Annotated in this window: 15 protein-coding genes; 9 read left to right on the top strand and 6 right to left on the bottom strand. The window is 69.6% G+C overall.

The window, feature by feature from the left end; genetic code table 11:
- Positions 1-64 precede the first annotated feature (64 nt).
- Positions 65-2,119: an elongation factor G gene (gene fusA / locus JI746_RS10585; RefSeq protein ID WP_201689271.1), complete on the bottom strand. Its 2,055-nt coding sequence runs from the start codon at positions 2,117-2,119 to the stop codon at positions 65-67.
- A gap of 163 nt (positions 2,120-2,282) precedes the next feature.
- Complete coding sequence (locus JI746_RS10580) at positions 2,283-3,140, bottom strand: EamA family transporter (RefSeq protein WP_236599742.1); 858 nt, start codon at positions 3,138-3,140, stop codon at positions 2,283-2,285.
- Positions 3,141-3,229: 89 nt separating this feature from the next.
- Here JI746_RS10580 and JI746_RS10575 point away from each other — a divergent pair, with 89 nt between their 5' ends.
- From JI746_RS10575 to JI746_RS10555, 5 genes are all read left to right on the top strand, one after another.
- Positions 3,230-4,579: a glutamine synthetase family protein gene (locus tag JI746_RS10575; RefSeq protein ID WP_201689270.1), complete on the top strand. Its 1,350-nt coding sequence runs from the start codon at positions 3,230-3,232 to the stop codon at positions 4,577-4,579.
- A gap of 2 nt (positions 4,580-4,581) precedes the next feature.
- Positions 4,582-5,079 carry a GNAT family N-acetyltransferase gene (locus tag JI746_RS10570; protein ID WP_201689266.1) on the top strand — a complete coding sequence of 166 codons (498 nt, stop codon included), beginning with the start codon at positions 4,582-4,584 and terminating at the stop codon, positions 5,077-5,079.
- Complete coding sequence (locus JI746_RS10565; RefSeq protein WP_201689262.1) at positions 5,076-6,209, top strand: iron-containing alcohol dehydrogenase; 1,134 nt, start codon at positions 5,076-5,078, stop codon at positions 6,207-6,209. The genes JI746_RS10570 and JI746_RS10565 overlap by 4 nt, the downstream gene beginning before the upstream one ends.
- A 138-nt stretch (positions 6,210-6,347) precedes the next feature.
- Positions 6,348-7,127 (top strand): gamma-glutamyl-gamma-aminobutyrate hydrolase family protein, encoded by a 780-nt coding sequence (locus tag JI746_RS10560; RefSeq protein WP_201689260.1) that lies wholly within the window; start codon positions 6,348-6,350, stop codon positions 7,125-7,127.
- Positions 7,124-8,500 (top strand): aldehyde dehydrogenase family protein, encoded by a 1,377-nt coding sequence (locus JI746_RS10555; RefSeq protein ID WP_201689258.1) that lies wholly within the window; start codon positions 7,124-7,126, stop codon positions 8,498-8,500. The genes JI746_RS10560 and JI746_RS10555 overlap by 4 nt, the downstream gene beginning before the upstream one ends.
- Before the next feature lie 138 nt (positions 8,501-8,638).
- Here the strand turns inward: JI746_RS10555 and JI746_RS10550 are convergent, their stop codons facing one another.
- From JI746_RS10550 to JI746_RS10540, 3 genes are all read right to left on the bottom strand, one after another.
- Positions 8,639-9,673, bottom strand: a complete 1,035-nt coding sequence (locus tag JI746_RS10550; protein ID WP_201689256.1) for an AI-2E family transporter — start codon at positions 9,671-9,673, stop codon at positions 8,639-8,641.
- Between the two features lie 34 nt (positions 9,674-9,707).
- On the bottom strand, positions 9,708-10,241 hold the full coding sequence (locus JI746_RS10545; protein WP_330892987.1) for a YbhB/YbcL family Raf kinase inhibitor-like protein: 534 nt from the start codon (positions 10,239-10,241) through the stop codon (positions 9,708-9,710).
- A 145-nt stretch (positions 10,242-10,386) separates the two neighbouring features.
- The gene (locus JI746_RS10540; RefSeq protein WP_201689249.1) at positions 10,387-13,368 is read right to left on the bottom strand and encodes a DNA topoisomerase III; all 2,982 of its coding nucleotides are present in this window, start codon (positions 13,366-13,368) and stop codon (positions 10,387-10,389) included.
- Positions 13,369-13,485: 117 nt separating this feature from the next.
- Between JI746_RS10540 and JI746_RS10535 the strand changes: the two genes are divergently transcribed.
- Genes JI746_RS10535 through JI746_RS10520 form a run of 4 tightly spaced genes read left to right on the top strand, consistent with a single transcriptional unit; the run spans position 13,486 to position 16,083 of the window.
- The gene (locus JI746_RS10535) at positions 13,486-13,971 is read left to right on the top strand and encodes an SET domain-containing protein (protein WP_201689248.1); all 486 of its coding nucleotides are present in this window, start codon (positions 13,486-13,488) and stop codon (positions 13,969-13,971) included.
- A 5-nt stretch (positions 13,972-13,976) separates the two neighbouring features.
- The gene (locus JI746_RS10530; protein WP_201689246.1) at positions 13,977-14,735 is read left to right on the top strand and encodes a biotin--[acetyl-CoA-carboxylase] ligase; all 759 of its coding nucleotides are present in this window, start codon (positions 13,977-13,979) and stop codon (positions 14,733-14,735) included.
- A 9-nt stretch (positions 14,736-14,744) separates the two neighbouring features.
- Positions 14,745-15,401, top strand: a complete 657-nt coding sequence (locus JI746_RS10525) for an SPOR domain-containing protein (RefSeq protein ID WP_201689239.1) — start codon at positions 14,745-14,747, stop codon at positions 15,399-15,401.
- A gap of 22 nt (positions 15,402-15,423) precedes the next feature.
- Entirely contained in the window at positions 15,424-16,083 is a 660-nt protein-coding gene (locus JI746_RS10520) for a glutathione S-transferase family protein (protein WP_201689238.1), read from the top strand.
- A gap of 209 nt (positions 16,084-16,292) precedes the next feature.
- On the opposite strand, the gene JI746_RS10515 is transcribed toward JI746_RS10520, so the two are convergent.
- On the bottom strand, positions 16,293-17,768 hold the full coding sequence (locus JI746_RS10515) for a sensor histidine kinase (RefSeq protein ID WP_201689237.1): 1,476 nt from the start codon (positions 17,766-17,768) through the stop codon (positions 16,293-16,295).
- Positions 17,769-17,782: the final 14 nt, after the last annotated feature.

Raw genomic sequence — 17,782 nt, 5'->3', positions numbered from 1 at the left:
AAGCGGCCGACGGCCGCTTTTGCTTGGAAAGCCCTGGGTCCCCGCCTCCGCGGGGATGACGGCTTTACCCTTCGTCCTTCAGCTTGTACTGCGAGGCCAGCTGCTGCTGCACGGTCGGCGGCACCGGCTCGTAGTGGCTGAACGCGATCGTGTAGCGGCCCTGGCCGCCGGTCAGCGAATTCAGGCGCGACTGGTAGCTGGCAAGCTCCGACAGCGGTGCCTGCGCCATCACCGTCAGCGTGCCCGCGGTATCGCCCTTGGTGCCGCTCACCTGGCCGCGACGTGAGGCCAAATCGCCGGTGATGTCGCCCATGTCGGCCTCGGGCGCCGTGATCTCCACGTTCACGATCGGCTCCAGCACGCAGGGCCGCGCGGCCTGCACCGCGGCCTGCAGCGCCTTCTTGCCGGCGGTGACGAAGGCGATTTCCTTGCTGTCCACCGTGTGGTGCTTGCCGTCGTAGACGATGCACTTGAGGTCCACCACCGGATAGCCCGCGACCACGCCTTCTTCCATCGCCGCGCGCACGCCCTTCTCCACCGCCGGCATGAAGTTGTTGGGGATCGCGCCGCCCTTGACCTCGTCGGCGAACTGGAAGCCGCTGCCGCGCGGCAGCGGTTCGATGCGCAGGAACACCTCGCCGAACTGGCCGGCGCCGCCGGTCTGCTTCTTGTGGCGGTGGTGGCCTTCCGCATTGGCGGTGATGGTCTCGCGGTAGGCGATGCGCGGCGGCCGGGTCTCGACCTGGCAGTTGTGCACCTCCTGCAGCCGATCGAGCAGCGTGCGCAGGTGCAGTTCGCCCAGGCCGTAGACCACCGTCTCGTTGGTGGTGGCGACGTGTTCGACCTTCAGGCAGGGGTCTTCCGTGATCAGCTTCTGCAGGATGTCGTGCAGCCGCTGTTCGTCCGCGCGCCGCTTGGGCATGATCGCCAGCCCGTGCACCGGCACCGGGAACTCCAGCGGCTTGAGGTGGATGTGCGAATCCTCGGCGGCGTCGTGCAGCACCGCGTCGAAGTGCAGTTCCTCCACCTTGGCGATGGCGCACAGGTCGCCGGGGACGGCCTTGGCCACCTCCTTGAGCTCCTTGCCCTGCAGCATGAACAGGTGGCCGACCTTGAACGGCCGGCGCCCGTCGCCGACATAGAGCTGGCTGTCCTTGGTGACGCTGCCCTGGTGCACGCGGATCACGCCCATCTTGCCCACGTACGGGTCCTGCGTGATCTTGAACACGTGCGCCAGCACGTGCTTGTCAGGGTCGACGACGGCCTCGATCGGCCTGGCCGCATCGCCCTCGCCTTCGAGAAAGGCAGGGGGATTGCTTTCGGTGGGATCGGGCAGCAGCCGCTCGATCACGTCCAGCAGTTCCGGCACGCCCGCGCCGGTGCGCGACGAAACGAAACACACGGGCACCAGGTGTCCTTCCCGCAGCGCCTGCTCCAGCGGTGCGTGCAGTTCGGCCGGATCGACGTCGCCTTCGTTGAGGTAGCGCTCGACGAAGGCTGCGTCGACTTCCACCACCTGTTCGACCAGCGCGCGATGCGCCTGCTCGATCGAGGAGAAGTCGGGCGGCGGGCCGTCGTCCTTCAGTTTCCAGAAGCAGTCCAGCACCGCCTCGCCCTTCTGCGAAGGCAGGTTCACCGGCAGGCATTCGCGGCCGAAGGCGGCCTGGATGTCCTGCAGCAGCGCCTCCAGGTTGACGCCCTGCGCATCGATCTTGTTGACCACGATGATGCGGTCGCGCTCGCGCTGCTTCGCCCATTCCATCATGCGGACCGCCATCGGCTCGACGCCGGTCGAGGCGTTGATCACGATGGCGGCCGTTTCCACCGCTTCCAGCGCCGGCAGCGACTGGCCGAGGAAATCGGGCGCGCCAGGCGTGTCGACGAGGTGGGTGGTGATGTCGCGGTGCGTGAAGTGCAGCAGCGTCGTGTTCAGCGAGCGCAGGGCCCTCTTTTCCAGGGGGTCGTGGTCGGACACGGTGCTGCCCTTTTCGACGCTGCCGGGTGCGCCCACCGCCCCGGCCTTCCACAGCAAGGCTTCGGCCAGGCTGGTCTTGCCTGCGGCGCTGGGGCCCACGAGGGCCACCGTGCGGCGCGAGGCGATGTCGCGATTGGTTGGCACGAGAGAAACCTCCCTTGAGGATGAAGGATGCAGACCATCCTACGCAGGCGGCGCGGGGGCCGCAATGTATTCAGCTCAACATTCGAGCCGGCGATGCGGCAGTGGGCCGGCGACCCCACGTCCTCGCGAATCGGGCTCCGGGTTTCCCCGCGAGCGCCCTGGCTCAGCCGAGCCTCAAGGCCATGACGCCGGCCACGATGGCCGCCGTGCCGATGGCCCGCCGCAGCGTGAATGCCTCCTTCAGGAGCCAGGTGCCCAGCAGGGCGGCGAACAGCACGGAGGTCTCGCGCAGCGCCGCGATGGTGGCGACCGGCGCGCGCGTCATGGCCCACAGCGCGATGCCGTAGGAGGCCAGCGATGCGCAGGCGCCGACCAGCGCGATCGGCGCGCGCTGCCGCGCGTAGGGCCAGGCCCGCGCCCAGCCCCGGCGCGCCAGCACCATCAGGCCGAAGGGCCAGCCCTCCAGCGCGAACAGCCCCGCCACGTACTGCAGCGCATCGCCGGAAACGCGCGTGCCCAGCGCGTCGACCACCGTGTAGAGCGCGATCACCACCGCGTTGGCGAGGGCGAACGCCACGGCGCGCGGCGAATCCATGGCATGCCGCGACAGGCCCAGCGCCAGCACGCCGCAGCTCACGCCCAGCACGCCGGCCCAGGCCAGCGGCGACAGCGATTCACCGAACATGGCCGTCGCGGACAGTGCCACCAGCAGCGGCGCCGTGCCGCGCATCAGCGGGTAGGTGAGCCCCAGCTCCCCGTGCTTGTAGGCCCCGACCAGGGCGATGTAGTAGCCGATGTGGATCGTGACCGAGGCGAGGATGTAGGGCCAGGCGGCTGCACGCGGCAGGCCGACGACGAACACCAATGGCAGGGCCACCAGCGAGGCCAGGGTGTGGATCACCGCGGTGTCCAGGGCCTTGTCGCTGCTGGCCTTCACGACCGCGTTCCAGCCCGCGTGCAGCAGGGCGCCGCACAGGACCGCCGCGACCACGGGCCAGGTCAGGATCATCGCTGCGGGCAAGGAAACTCCTCCACGGGGTGACGCCACACAGCCGCGGCGAAGGCTGTCAAGATAGCAGACGCGAGTGCACTGATGGAGCGCCCCCGGCCATGCAACATCCCGCCCTGGACAAGCTGCGCAAGAGCCACGCCAGCAAGGTGAAGGTCGCCGTGAGCGACATCGACGGCGTGCTGCGCGGCAAGCTCCTGCACGTCGACAAGTTCGAGGGCGCGGCGGAAGGCGGCTTCGGCTTCTGCGACGTGGTGCTGGGATGGGACATGCACGACGTGACCTACGACAACACGCAGGTCACCGGCTGGCAGCACGGCTTTCCCGACGCGCTGGCGCGCATCGACCTGGGCACGGCGCGCAACGTGCCCTGGGACAACGACGTGCCTTTCTTCCTCGGCGAGTTCGTCAACGAGGACGGCTCGCCGCATCCGCTGTGCCCCCGGCAGACCCTCAAGCGCGTGCTCGCGCGGGCCGAGAAGCTCGGCTTCCAGCCCATGTGCGGCATGGAATTCGAGTGGTTCAACTTCCGCGACACGCCGCAGACCTGGGCCGCGCGCAACGGCCAGCCGCCGGAGCCGATCACGCCCGGCATGTTCGGCTACTCGATCCTGCGCATGGCCGACAACCCCGGCTTCTTCAACGCGCTGATGGACGAGATGCTGGCCTTCGGCGTGCCGATCGAGGGCCTGCACACCGAGACCGGGCCCGGCGTGTACGAGGCGGCGATCGGCTTTTCCACCGCGCTGGAGCAGGCCGACCGCGCCATCCTGTTCAAGACCGGCGCGCGCGAGATCGGCAAGCGCTTCGGCATCATGCCCACCTTCATGGCCAAGTGGAGCCCCAAGTACCCGGGCTGCAGCGGCCACATCCACCAGAGCCTGTCGGACGGCAAGGCCAACCTCTTCTACGACGGCGAGTCGTCGCGCAGGATGAGCGCGCTGTTCGAGAGCTACCTGGCCGGCCAGGTCGCCTGCATGATGGACTTCGGGCCGATGCTGTGGCCCACCATCAACAGCTACAAGCGGCTGGTCGACGGCTTCTGGGCGCCGGTGAAGCCGACCTGGGGCATCGACAACCGCACCGCGAGCTTCCGCGTGCTGGCGGGCTCGCCCAAGGCGACGCGGCTGGAGACGCGCTGCCCCGGCTCCGACGTGAATCCCTACCTGGCCATGGCGGCGGTGATCGCCGCCGGCATGCACGGCGTGGAGAAGGGCCTCAAGCTCACCACGCCGCCCATCACCGGGACCAACGTCGGCGGCGAGAACGTGCCGCGGGCGCCGCGCACGCTGATCGAGACCACGCGGGTGTTCCGCGAATCGCAGATCGCGCGCGACTGGCTCGGCGACACCTTCGTCGACCACTTCGCCGCCACCCGCGACTGGGAATGGCGCCAGTGGCAGGACGCCGTGACCGACTGGGAATTGCGCCGCTACTTCGAGATCGTCTGATCATGGAGGTCCGACGCCTGGTTGCCGCCGACGCGGTCGCGTACCGCACGCTGCGCCTGCGTGCCCTGCGCGAGCATCCGGAGGCCTTCACTTCCAGCTACGAGGAGGACGCGGCCCAGCCCCCGGCCATGGCAGCCCAGCGGATCGCCTCCCCGGATTTCACGGCCTGGGGCGCCTTCGAAGGCGCTGCGATGCACGGCATGCTGGCCCTCGACCGCGAGCGCCGCGCCAAGAACCGGCACAAGGCGACCGTCGTCGGCATGTATGTCGCCCCCGAGGTGGCCGGCCGCGGGGTCGGCCGGGCGCTGCTCGACGCGCTGGTGGCGCATGCGCGGGCGGCGGGCATCCAGTCGCTGGTGCTCACCGTCACCGAAGGCAACGCCTCCGCGCTTTCGCTGTACGCGCAGGCCGGCTTCCAGTCGATCGGCGTCGAGCCGGACGCGATCCGCGTCGGCGGCCGCTCCTACGCCAAGAACCACATGTACCTGGACCTGAGATGAGCCTCTCGAGTTTTTCCTTTCCGACCGACATCCGCTTCGGGCCGGGCGCACGCAGGGAGGTCGCGCAGCACCTGCAGGACCAGGGCCTGCGGCGGCCGCTGATCGTGACGGACCGCGGCCTCGCGGCGCTGCCCGCGCTGGCGGAGTTCCAGTCGCACCTGGGTGGGCTGGACGTGCTCGTGTTCGGCGGCGTGTTCGGCAATCCCACCGCCGGCCAGGTGATGGCCGGCGCGGCGGCGTACAAGACGCACCGCGCCGACTGCGTGATCGGCATCGGCGGCGGCGCCGCCCTCGACGTGGCCAAGGTGGTCGGCGTGGCGGCGACGCACGATGGCGACATCCTCGAATACGCGTGGGACCACCCGCAGGTGCGCGCCCTCACCAACCCGCTGCCGTACTTCGTGGCCCTGCCCACCACCGCCGGCACCGGCTCCGAAGTGGGCCGCTCCGCCGTGATCAGCGAGGACGAGACGCACCTCAAGCGCGTGATCTTCAGCCCGAAGATCCTCGCGCGGAAAGTGTTCGCGGACCCCGAGCTCACGGTCGGCCTGCCGCCGCAGGTGACCGCCGCCACCGGCATGGACGCCCTCACCCACAACATCGAGAGCTACCTGTCGCCGGCGTACCACCCGCTGTGCGACGGCATCGCGCTGGAAGGCACGCGCATCGCCGCCCGCTCGCTGGTGCGCGCGGTGCGCGAGCCGGCCAGCATCGAGGCGCGCAGCGACATGATGATGTCTTCCATGATGGGCGCCATCGCGTTCCAGAAGGACCTCGGCGCGGTGCATTCCTGCGCCCATGCGCTGGGCGCGGTGTGCGACATGCACCATGGCCTGGCGAACGCGCTGATGATCGAGACCGTGCTGGGCTGGAACATCGAGGCGGCGCCGGACAAGTTCGAGGAACTGGCGCACGTCTGCCGGGTCGGTGGCGGCGGCCCGGGCTTCGTGCGCTGGCTGGGGCACCTGAAGCAGCAGATCGGCATCACCGGCACGCTGTCGTCGCATGGGGTGAAGCAGGAGCAGCTGCCCCGGCTGGTGGACATCGCGGTGAAGGACATCTGCCACCACACCAACCCGCGGCCGGTGACGGCGGCGGATTTCGAGCGGCTGTTCTTGGCGGCGATGTGAATGGAAGTCGGACTTCCGGACGCAGAGGACGCAAAGGGTACGCAAAGGACGCAAAAAAAATCCTTGAAGTGGCTTGCCTTTCGCGTTCTCTGCGTACTCTTTGCGTCCTCTGCGTCCGGCTGTTGAATTGATGTTCCCATGACAAACGACAGATTGAAGATCGGCATCAGCGCCTGCTTCTTCCACCCCGACGGCGAGCGCAAGGCCGCACCTTCCAAGACCCTGCTGTGGATCGAGCAGTCCACCGCGCACTGGGTGATGTCCGAGGGCGCGCTGCCCGTGATGGTGCCGTCCTTCGACGGCGAGACCTTCCGCGGCGAAGTCAGCGTGCAGGACTACGCCGGCTGGCTCGACGGCCTGGTGATGCACGGCGGCGCCGACGTCTGGCCCGGCAGCTACGGCGAGCAGCCGCTGCGCCCCGAGTGGCACGGCGACCGCATCCGCGACGAATACGAGATCGCGCTGGTCCAGGCCTTCAGCGCCGCCGGCAAGCCGGTGTTCGGCATCTGCCGCGGCATGCAGTTGATCAACGTGGCCCATGGCGGCACCCTGTACCAGGACATCCGCACCCAGAAGCCCGGGGCGCTGGTGCACCGCGACGCCGAGATCTACGACCTGAACTTCCACCAGGTCGACATCCTGGGCGACACGCGCCTGGCGGAGCTGCTGCAGGCCGGTCGGCACAAGATCAACAGCGTGCACCACCAGGGCGTCAAGGACGTCGCGCCCGGCTTCGTGGTCGAGGCTGTCTCGCCCGAGGACGGCGTGATCGAGGCCATCCGGCACAGCGGCGGCCCGTGGGTCGCGGCCGTGCAGTGGCACCCCGAGTTCCATCGCCCGGAGCTGGGCGTGATCGACGACACGCCGCTGCTGCGCGACTTCCTGGCCGCCGCGCGCACGGCCCGCAACCGACCATGAGCACCCTCGACATCCGCAATCCCGCCAACGGCGAACGGATCGCCACCCTGCCCGCGGACGACGCCGCCAGCGTGGCGGCCAAGGCGCAGTCCGCGCGCGCGGCCCAGCCCGCGTGGGCGGCGCGGCCGCTGTCCGAGCGCCTGGAGTGCCTGCGCGCCTTCCGCGCCGCCGTGGTCGCGCAACTGGACGCACTGGCCGTCACCATGACGCGCGAGACCGGCAAGCCGATCCGCATGTCGCGCAACGAGCTGAACGGCCTGCTGCCGCGCATCGACTTCTTCCTGGCCGAGTGCGAGCGCTCGATCGCGCCGGAGACCGTGTACGAGGAAGGCGGCATGCGCGAGCAGATCGAGCACGTGCCGCTGGGCGTGATCGCCAACATCTCGGCCTGGAACTACCCGTGGTTCGTCGGCTGCAACGTGATCCTGCCGGCGCTCGCGACCGGCAATGCGGTGCTGTACAAGCCTTCCGAGTATTCCGCGCTCACGGGGCTGGAGATCGCGCGCCTGCTGCACGAGGCCGGCGTGCCGCAGCAGGTGATGGCCTGCGTGGTGGGCGCCGGCGAGGTCGGCTCCGCGCTGCTGGCGCAGGACGTGGACGGCGTGTTCTTCACCGGCTCGCATGGCACCGGCCGGCGCATCGCCGAGGCGGTGGGCAGCCGTTTCCTCAAGCTGCAGCTGGAGCTGGGCGGCAAGGACCCGACTTACGTGTGCGAGGACGCCGACCCGAAGGCCGCGGCCGAATCGCTGGCCGATGGCGCCATGTACAACACCGGCCAGAGCTGCTGCTCGGTGGAGCGCATCTACGTGCACGAGAAGATCCACGACGCCTTCGTCGAGGCCTTCGTGCAGGCCGTCGGCGGCTTCCGCATGGGCGATCCCATGAGCGAGGACACCTACATCGGCCCGCTCACCCGCAGGCCGCAGTTGGACGTGCTGGCCGCGCAGGTGGCGGACGCGCGCGCGCGGGGTGCCACCGTGCTCACCGGCGGGCGCGTCGGCGGCGGCGCGGGCAACTGGTTCGAACCGACCGTCGTCGTGAACGTCGACCACACGATGGAGATCATGCGCGAGGAGAGCTTCGGCCCGGTGATCGGCATCCAGAAGGTGCGCGACGACGCCGAGGCCATCCGGCTGATGAACGACACGCGCTACGGGCTCACGGCCGGCGTCTACACGCCCGACGAGGCGCGGGCCCGCCGCATCCTCTCGCAGGTGCATGCGGGCAGCGTCTACTGGAACTGCTGCGACCGCGTGAGCCCGCGCCTGCCGTGGAGCGGCGTGGGCGATTCGGGCGTGGGCCTGACCTTGTCGAAGTACGGGATCCAGACCTTCACGCGGACGAAGGCGTGGCATCTGCGGCAGGCGGGCTGACGTTTCGCCGAGGGGCTCCCGTAGGCTGGCGGTGAGCGCCGCAGGCCGAACCCCAGCGCTTAGCATCGCTGGGGTTCACGCGCTTCGCGGTTCACCACCAGCCTAGGCGTTCCGGCGATGACGCGCGTCACCACACCCCTACACCCACTCCCCATCCCGCAGCTCGCGCGTGAGCCAGGCGCAGAAGACCGGTGCGGCGACCAGGCCCGCCATGCCGAAGGCCGATTCCAGCAGCAGCATGGAAGTGAGCATCGCGTAGGTCGGCACGTTGGTGCGGCCGCCGACGATGCGCGCGTTCAGGAAGTACTCCAGCTTGTGGATCACCACCAGGAACACCAGCGACGCCACGCCCAGCCACACCGAGACGGTGAGCGCCGCGATCGTGATCGCCGAATTCGACAGCAGGTTGCCCACGATGGGGATCATCCCGCCGAAGAAGGTGAAGCCGACCAGCGTCGGCGCCAGCGGGATGCGGTAGCCCAGGGCGGGCAGCAGCACCAGCAGGTAGACGGCCGTGAGCGCCGCGTTGATCAGCGAGATGCGCAGCTGGGCCGAGAACACGTCGCCGAAGGCGTTGGCCAGCTGCAGCATGCGCGCCTGCGCCAGGTGCGTGAGCGGACGCCGCACCTGGCCGGCATCGGCATTGCGTGCCGCCGTGGCCGCCATCAGGCCGATCGCCAGGCCCAGGATGATGTGCACCAGGATCTTCAGGGCCTCGGCGCCCCAGCGCTGCATCTCGCCGGAGTGTTCGCGCAGCCAGCGGCTGACGGCATGCTGCACCGCGTCGGCCGATTCGGGCAGCCGGGAGACGACCCAGCCCGGGGCCGTGGCGCGCAACTGGTCGAGCGTGTCGGCCACCAGGTCCATCAGCCGGCCGAGGCCGCCCGACTTGAACAGCAGTTCGGCGCCGGCGGCGAACAGCAGGGCCAGCCCCGCCACCGCGATCGTCACCATCACCCAGCGCAGCGCGCGGGTCTTCCAGGATCCCTGCGCCGGCCCGGTGAAGTCGCGCACGCGCCGGTACAGCACGAAGCCGGCGAGGCCGGCGAACAGCGCCGACAGCAGGTGCAGGTAGAGCACCCCTACCAGTGCGAGCGCCGCCACGGCGATGCTGCGCAGGCGCAGCCGCTCGAGCTCGGGCGTCGTTTCGGAAGGGCTGACGGGGCGCTTCACCGGACCATTGTGCCGCGCCCCTTGCGCGCCGGGCTTACTTGGCCTTGGGCCGGCCGTACTTGGCCGTGAAGCTGGCCTTGTCGATCTTGTTGGCGTTGATCATGAAGCCGGCCAGCGCCGCCGTTGCGTCCTGCGGAATGTCGAGCTTGTCGGTCTTGAGCGCGTACACGGTGAAGACGTAGCGATGCGGCTTGTCGCCGGGCGGCGGGCAGGCGCCGCCCCAGGCTGCGGTGCCGTAGTCGATGCGCACCTGGCGCGCGCCTTGCGGCAGGTTGGCGTTGCTGGCGTTGCCGGCGTCGGGCTTGAGGTCGGAGACGTTGGCCGGGATGTTGATGACGGACCAGTGCCACCAGCCGGAGCCGGTCGGCGCATCCGGGTCGTACACCGTCACGGCGAAGCTCTTGGTGTCCTTGGGCGCGCCGCTCCACTTCAGCGCCGGCGACTTGTTCTCGCCGCCGCAGCCGAACACGTTGGCCTCGAACTTCTTGTCCATCGTGCCGCCCGCCTTGATGTCCGGGCTTTCCAGCTTGAAGCCGGCCGCCTGCACGCCGGCGGCGGCGAAGGCCATGGCAGTGGCCGCGATGAGGGAGCGCGTCATCGATCCTCCTGGTCGTTGGAGCTGTGGGGGATCGCGATGATGCTACGAAGGCGCGCATTTGTCTCGGGGAGCGCCCCCACCCCGGCCCTCCCCCGGCGGGGGAGGGAGGAACGGCCTACTCCGAGGACAGGTGCTTGCCGACGATGCCGGCCAGCTCGAACATCGAGACCTGGTTCTTGCCGAACAGCGGCTTGAGCTTCGCGTCGGCATTGATCGCGCGCTTGTCCTTCTGGTCCTGCAGCCCGTGGGCCTTGATGTAGTCCCAGATCTTCTTGATCACCTCGGTGCGCGCGATCGGCTCGGTGCCCACCACCGCGGCGAGTTCCGGACTCGGCTTCAGGCCGGCGGCCGTCTTCCGGGGCGCCGCCGCCTTCTTCGCGGACGCCTTCTTCGCCGCCGGTGCCGCCACCTTCTTCGCCGCCTTCGCCGTCGCCTTTTCGCCGCCGGGCGGGGACTTGGCCGCGGCCTTGTCGACCGCCGTCTTCGCGCTCGCCGCGCCGGCCGTCTTGCGCGGCGGGAACTTGGAGGCGCGCGGCTCGAAGGCGAAGTTCACCTTGCCGGCTTCCGCGTCCCACGTGAGGTAGGCCTTGAACGCCCGGCGGGTGCGCATCGAGACGAACTTGTCCAGCAGGTCGGTCTTGCCGGTGGCCAGCAGCTTGGCCATCTGCTCGCGCTCCACCGGCTGCTGCAGGATGATCTTGCCGCTGCGGAAATCGCAGGTCGGCACCGGATGGTGCTCGGTCGGCACGGCGCGCTCGCACACGTAGTTGCTGCCCCACTCGTAGACCTGGTGGCCGCACTTGGGGCAGGGGCCCAGCGGCTCCTGCGCCGACAGGTCGACGATCTCGCCGGTGGCGGCCGGGTCCTTGTCCTCGCCGAAGTCGAACTCCAGCTTCCAGTTCTTCTCTTCCTCGTCGTACGCGAGGGCGAGTTCGGCGGTGAACGGCCATCCGGCCTTGGAGCGGAACCCCTGCAGCGGGCCGATGCGCTTGTCGCGCAGGAACTGCTCGACCTCGTCGAGCTCGAAGGCGCGGCCGGCCGGGATCTTGGTGAAGGAGAAGCCGCAGGGCTCCTTGCCCTTGCCGCCCACGCAGTTGTAGCGGCGGTAGGTCTCCTGCACCACGCCGCCGCAGTTCGGGCAGGGCGTCTTCAGCGTCGCATAGTCGCCCGGGACGGTGTCGCGGTCGTACTCCTTGGCCTTCATGACGATGCGCTTGGTCATGTCGGCGATCTCGTGCATGAACTGCTCGCGCGAAAGCTTGCCGTGCTCCATCTGGGCCAGCTTGTATTCCCACTCGCCGGTCAGTTCGGGCTTGCTCAGTTCCTCGACCCCCAGGCCGCGCAGGAGCGTCATCAGCTGGAACGCCTTGGCGGTGGGGATCAGCTCGCGGCCTTCGCGCAGCATGTACTTCTCGTTGATCAGCCCTTCGATGATGGCCGCGCGCGTGGCCGGCGTGCCCAGGCCCTTTTCCGCCATGGCCTCGCGCAGTTCGTCGTCTTCCACGAACTTGCCCGCGCCTTCCATCGCGCCCAGCAGCGTCGCTTCGCTGTAGCGCGCCGGCGGCCGCGTCTTCAGGCCCTTGGCGTCGACGGACTGCGCCAGCACCTTCTCGCCGGGCTGCACCGGCACCAGGTTCTGGCCCTTGTCGCCTTCCTTGGCGCCTTCGACCTCCTCGGCCGCTTCCTTGCCGTAGATCGCCAGCCAGCCGGGCCGCACCAGCACCTTGCCTTCGGTGCGGAAGCGGTGGCCCGCGGCCTCGCTGATGCGGGTCGTGACCATGTATTCGGCGCTCGGGAAGAACACCGCCAGGAAGCGCCGCACCACCAGGTCGTACACCTTCTGCTCCGCCTCGGACAGGCCGCTGGGTGCCTGCAGCGTCGGGATGATGGCGAAGTGGTCGGAAACCTTGCTGTCGTCGAACACCCGCTTGATCGGCTTGACGTACTGCTCGGTGATCGCCTGCCGGGCGAAGGGCGCCAGGTGCGGCATGCCGCTGTCCGCCAGCATGCCCATGGTGTCGTGCACCACCTTCACGTAGTCGGCCGGCAGGTGGCGCGAGTCGGTCCGCGGATAGGTCAGCGCCTTGTGGCGCTCGTACAGCGACTGGGCGAGGGCCAGCGTCGTCTTGGCCGAATAGCCGAAGCGCCCGTTGGCCTCGCGCTGCAGGGACGTGAGGTCGAACAGCCCGGGCGCCGCCTGCGTGCTGGGCTTCGATTCCTCGCTGACGGTCGCCTTCTTGCCGCGCACCGCGTCGGCGATGGCCCGCGCTTCCTGCTCGCTCCAGACGCGGTCGGCGCGCTTCTCGGCGTCCTCCGGGTCCTTCTTCCAGTTCGGGTCGAACCACTTGGCCGGGTACTCGCCGGCCTCGGCGGCGAAGCTGGCGTGGATCTCCCAGTAGTCGCGGCTGACGAACTTGCGGATCTGCTCCTCGCGCTCGACGACGATCGCGAGCGTGGGCGTCTGCACCCGGCCCACCGTGGTGAGGAAGAAGCCGCCGTCGCGCGAATTGAACGCGGTCATCGCGCGGGTGCCGTTGATGCCCACCAGCCAGTCCGCTTCCGAGCGGGAGCGGGCGGCGTGCGCCAGGCCTTCCATCTGGCGCTCGCTGCGCAGCTTCTCGAAGCCTTCGCGGATCGCCTGCGGCGTCATCGACTGCAGCCAGAGGCGCCGCACCGGCTTGTGCGCGCCCGCCTTCTTCCCCTTGCCCGGGCTGTCGCCCTCGAAGGCGAACTGCTCGATCAGGCGGAAGATCAGCTCGCCCTCGCGCCCGGCGTCGCAGGCGTTCACGATCTCGGCCACGTCCTTGCGGCGCGCGAGCTTGACCACCGCGTTCAGGCGCGACTTGGTCTTGTCCACCGGCTTGAGGTCGAAGTAGGGCGGGATCACCGGCAGGTGGGCGAAGCTCCACTTGCCGCGCTTGACGTCGAATTCCTCCGGCGCGTGGATCTCCACCAGGTGACCCACGGCGCTGGTGACGACGTACTTGCCGTTCTCGAAGTACTCGTCGTGTTTGTCGAACTTGCCGGCCACCGGCGTCAGCGCCCGGACGATGTCCTGCGCCACGGAGGGCTTCTCGGCAATCACCAATGTTTTCACGGACCATCCCGGGCGCCTTGCGGCGCCGCGTTCCTCACGTTCTTACAATCGCGCTTTCCTCGCGCGCACACGCGCACGCGCATACGCGTACGAATCCAAGTTAACAGAATTTTCTACATGCCCGCCAAAGACGCCGCCGCCCCCAAGACCAACCGCCGCATCCAGGTCCGCAAGTCGGGGGTGCACGGCAAGGGCGTGTTCGCCCTGCAGGACCTCCCCGAGGGCGAGACGCTGATCGAATACGTGGGCGAGATCATCACGTGGAAGGAGGCCCAGCGCCGCCACCCGTGGAACCCCGAGGATCCGAACCATACCTTCTACTTCCATGTCGACGACAAGCGCGTGATCGACGCCGCGGTCGGCGGCAACGCCTCGCGCTGGATCAACCATTCCTGCGACCCGAACTGCGAGGCCGACGAGGTCGAGGGCCGCATCTTCATCAAGACGCTGCGCAACATCAAGGCCGGCGAGGAGCTGAACTACGACTACGGCCTGATCATCGACGAGCCGTACACGAAGAAGCTCAAGGCCGAATACCCCTGCTGGTGCGGCAGCCGCAACTGCCGCGGCACCCTGCTGGCGCCCAAGCGCGGCAAGCGCTGAGCACGATGCGCTGGCCGGCCGAGGCGATCTGGGAGGCGGTGGCGCCGCAACTGCCCGGCTTCACGGTCGAAGTGCTGCCGCAGGTCGATTCGACCAACTCCGAGCTGATGCGGCGCGCCCGCGGTGGCCAGGCCGAAGCGGTGCTGCTGGTCGGCGAGCAGCAGACGGCCGGGCGCGGGCGGCTGGGGCGCGGCTGGGAAAGCGCCGCGGGCGCCTCGCTGACCTTCTCGCTGGGCCTGCCGCTGGCGCCGGCGGACTGGTCGGGCCTGTCGCTGGCGGTCGGCGCCAGCGTGGCGGAAAGCCTGCATCCGGCGATCCGCCTGAAGTGGCCCAACGACCTGTGGCTGGAGGACCGCAAGCTGGGCGGCATCCTGATCGAGACCGCCAGCTTCGGCGGGGCGGGCGGGCGCTATGCCGTCATCGGGGTCGGGCTGAACATCGCGCCGCGTGCAGCCGAGGGGCTCTCCACCGCCCCTGCCGCGCTGCGCGAGCTGCTGCCGCAGGCGGACGCGCCCGAGGTCCTGCAGCGCGTGGCCGCGCCGCTGGTGGCCGACGTGCTGCGCTTCACGCAGGACGGCTTCGCCGCCTTCCAGCCGCGCTTCGATGCCCGGGATGCGCTGCGCGCCCGCGCGGTGACCCTGAGCGACGGCAGCGCCGGCGTGGCGCAGGGCGTGAACGCCTCCGGCAGCCTGCTGGTGCATACTGCGGCCGGCCTGCAGGCCGTGAGCAGCTCGGAGGTGAGCGTGCGGCCGGCGGCGCCCTGAAGCCAAGCCATGCTGCGCCTGATCGTCCTGCTGCTCCTGCTCGCCAACGGCGGCTACTACGCCTGGTCGCACGGCCTGCTGCTGCCCTGGGGCGCGGGGCCGCTGCAGCAGTCGGAGCCGCAGCGGCTGCAGCAGCAGATCCAGCCCCAGGCCGTGCGCGTCCTGCGGCCCGAGGAACTGCGGCAGGTGCAGGACCAGGTGGCGCAGGGGCCGCGTCCGCCCGAATGCCTGGCTTCCGCCATGCTGGAAGAGCCGCAGATCGCGCAGCTGCGCACCGCGCTGCAGTCGTGGCCCGCCGGCAGCTGGAACTTCGAGAGCGTGACCGAGCCGCCGAGGTGGATCGTGTACATGGGCAAGTACCCCGACGTGGAGCTGCTGGCGCGCAAGCGCGCCGAACTGCGCCAGGTCGGCATCACCTTCGACGCGCCGGGCAACCCGCAGCTGGAGCCTGGCCTGTCGCTGGGGAGCTATCCCAGCGAGGCAGCGGCGCAGAAGCAGCTCGAAGCCGTGGTGGCCAAGGGCGTGCGCAGCGCGCGCGTGGTGCAGGATCGCCCGGAGCAGCGCGGCCAGCGGCTGCTGCTGCCGGCCGTGGACGAGGCCTTGCGCTCGCGCCTCGACGAACTGAAGACGCCCCTCGGCACCAGGACCTTGCGGCCCTGCCGCTGACCCCACCCCCGGAGACCCATCGATGTCGCTCAAGCTCTATTTCGCCCCCGGCGCCTGTTCCTTCGTGCCGCACAGCCTGCTGGAAGCGGCCGGCGCGGCCTTCGAGCCGCTGATGGTCAAGCTGCACAAGGGGGAGCAGAACGAGGCGCCGTTCCGCTCCGTCAATGTGCGCGGGCAGGTGCCGGTGCTGGTGGACGGCGACGAGGTGATCACGCAGATCCTCGCGATCGTCCAGTACCTGGACGCGAAGTTCCCCGAGCAGCAGTTCCTGCCGCGCGAGACGCTGGCGCGCACGCGGGTGCTGGAGACGCTGGCGTGGATGAACAACACGGTGCACCCGACCTTCACCCACGTCTTCATGCCGCACAAGTTCGCCGGCACGCCGGAGACGCAGGCGGAGCTCAAGACCTTCAATGCCAAGGTGTACGCCGGCTACCTGGGCGAAATCGAGACCATGGCCCGCGCGGCGGCCGGGCGCGGCCAGCCCTGGCTGGGCGGCGAGCACTTCGGCCCGCTGGACGCCTACGCGCTGACCCTGCTGCGCTGGGGCGGCTTCGCGCAGATCGATCCCACGCGGCACGAGGCGCTGTGGGCGCACGTGCAGAAAGTGGCGCAGCAGCCGGGGGTGGCGCGGGCGATCGAGCGGGAGCGGCTGCAGTTGAATCTGTTCAAGGCAGCTTAGGCGTCATTCCCCGCGAAGGCCAAACGCCGTCATTCCCGCGAAGGCCAACGCCGTCATTCCCGCGGAGGCCAACGCCGTCATTCCCGCGAAGGCGGGAATCCAGGGCTCCCGATGGGTAGCGCGCGCGGCGCGCGTCCTGGATCCCCGCCTGCGCGGGGATGACGGCACTGAGACCTGCGCTCCATCCCGCCCGCGCGCCGAAACCTGATTCACGCCCGCGCCGCGCTCTCCTCGGCCAATTCCGTTTCCTCCTCCGGCGCCCCGAAGCGCACCGTCACCCGCGTCCCGGGCGGGACCTGCCCCGGCCGCGCGTCCTCGAGTTCGATGACCGCGCCATGCTGGCGCGCGATCTCCTGCACGATCGGCAGCCCCAGGCCCGAGCCGTCGACGTTCGTCCCCAGCGCGCGGTAGAAGGGCTGGAACACCAGTTCGCGCTCGGGCTCCGGAATGCCCGGGCCGGTGTCCTCCACCTGCAGCACCAGCACCTGCCCGAAGGGGTCGGAGAGAACCCGCGCGGTGACCACGCCGGGCTGCTGCGGGCTCGAAGGCGTGTAGTTCACTGCGTTGTCCAGGAGGTTGCGCACCATCTCCTTGAGCAGCGTCGGATTGCCATGCAGCCGCACGCCCGGCGAGCCCGGTTCCGGGCCGTCGTAGCCGATGTCCAGGTGTTTTTCCATGGCGTGCGGCACCGTGTCGCGCACCGCTTCGGTCACGATGTCGACCAGGTCGCAGGGCTGGAGCACCAGCACCTTGCCGCTGTTCTCGGCCCGGGCCAGGGCCAGCAACTGGTTCACCGTGTGCGTGGCGCGCATGCTGGAGCGGCCGATCTGCTTGAGCGACTGCTTCAGTTCCTCAGGATGGAACTGCTCGCGCTGCGCCAGGTCGGCCTGCATGCGCAGACCCGCCAGCGGCGTCTTCAGCTGGTGGGCGGCGTCGGCCAGGAAGCGCTTCTGGGTCGCGATCGAGCTGGTCAGGCGCGTGAGCAGGTCGTTGACCGAGGCCACCAGCGGCGCCACCTCCAGCGGCACCACCTTGTCGTCCAGCGGGCTGAGGTCGTCCGGCTTGCGCGCGCGGATGCGCTCCTCCAGTTCCGACAGCGGCTTGATGCCGCGCACCAGCGCCATCCACACCAGCAGCACGGCCAGCGGCAGGATGGCCAGTTGCGGCAGCATCACGCCCTTGATGATCTCGGTGGCCAGCACGGAGCGCTTCTCGCGCGTCTCGGCGACCTGGACCAGCGCGGGCTGCGCGCCGGGGACGTCGATGCGCACCCAGGTATAGGCCACGCGCACGCCGACGCCGCGCATCTCGTCGTCGCGCAGGCGGGATTCACCGGGCGCGGGGCGCTCGTCCTCGGGTGGGGGCGGGAAGTCGCGCTCGCCGGAGAGCACTTCGCCGTGCGCACCGATCACCTGGTAGTAGACCTGGTCGGCGTCGTCGGCGCGCAGGATCTCGCGCGCGGGCTGCGGCAGGTTGAACGAGGCGCGCTGGCCCTGCACCGTGACGAGCTGCGCCAGCGCCTGCACGTTGTATTCGAGCGCGCGGTCGAAGGGCTTGCCGGCGATGCTCTGGGCCACCAGCCAGGTGAGCGCCAGGCTCACCGGCCACAGCAGCAGCAGCGGCGTGAGCATCCAGTCGAGGATCTCGCCGAACAGCGAGCGTTGCTCACGCTGGAAGATTTTCATGAAGGAACTGCGCG

The organism is Ramlibacter alkalitolerans (genome assembly GCF_016722765.1).
In the GTDB taxonomy this organism is placed as follows: domain Bacteria; phylum Pseudomonadota; class Gammaproteobacteria; order Burkholderiales; family Burkholderiaceae_C; genus Ramlibacter; species Ramlibacter alkalitolerans.
The sequence above is the reverse complement of the archived record's forward strand: the minus strand, read 5'-3'. Positions and strand labels throughout refer to the sequence as shown.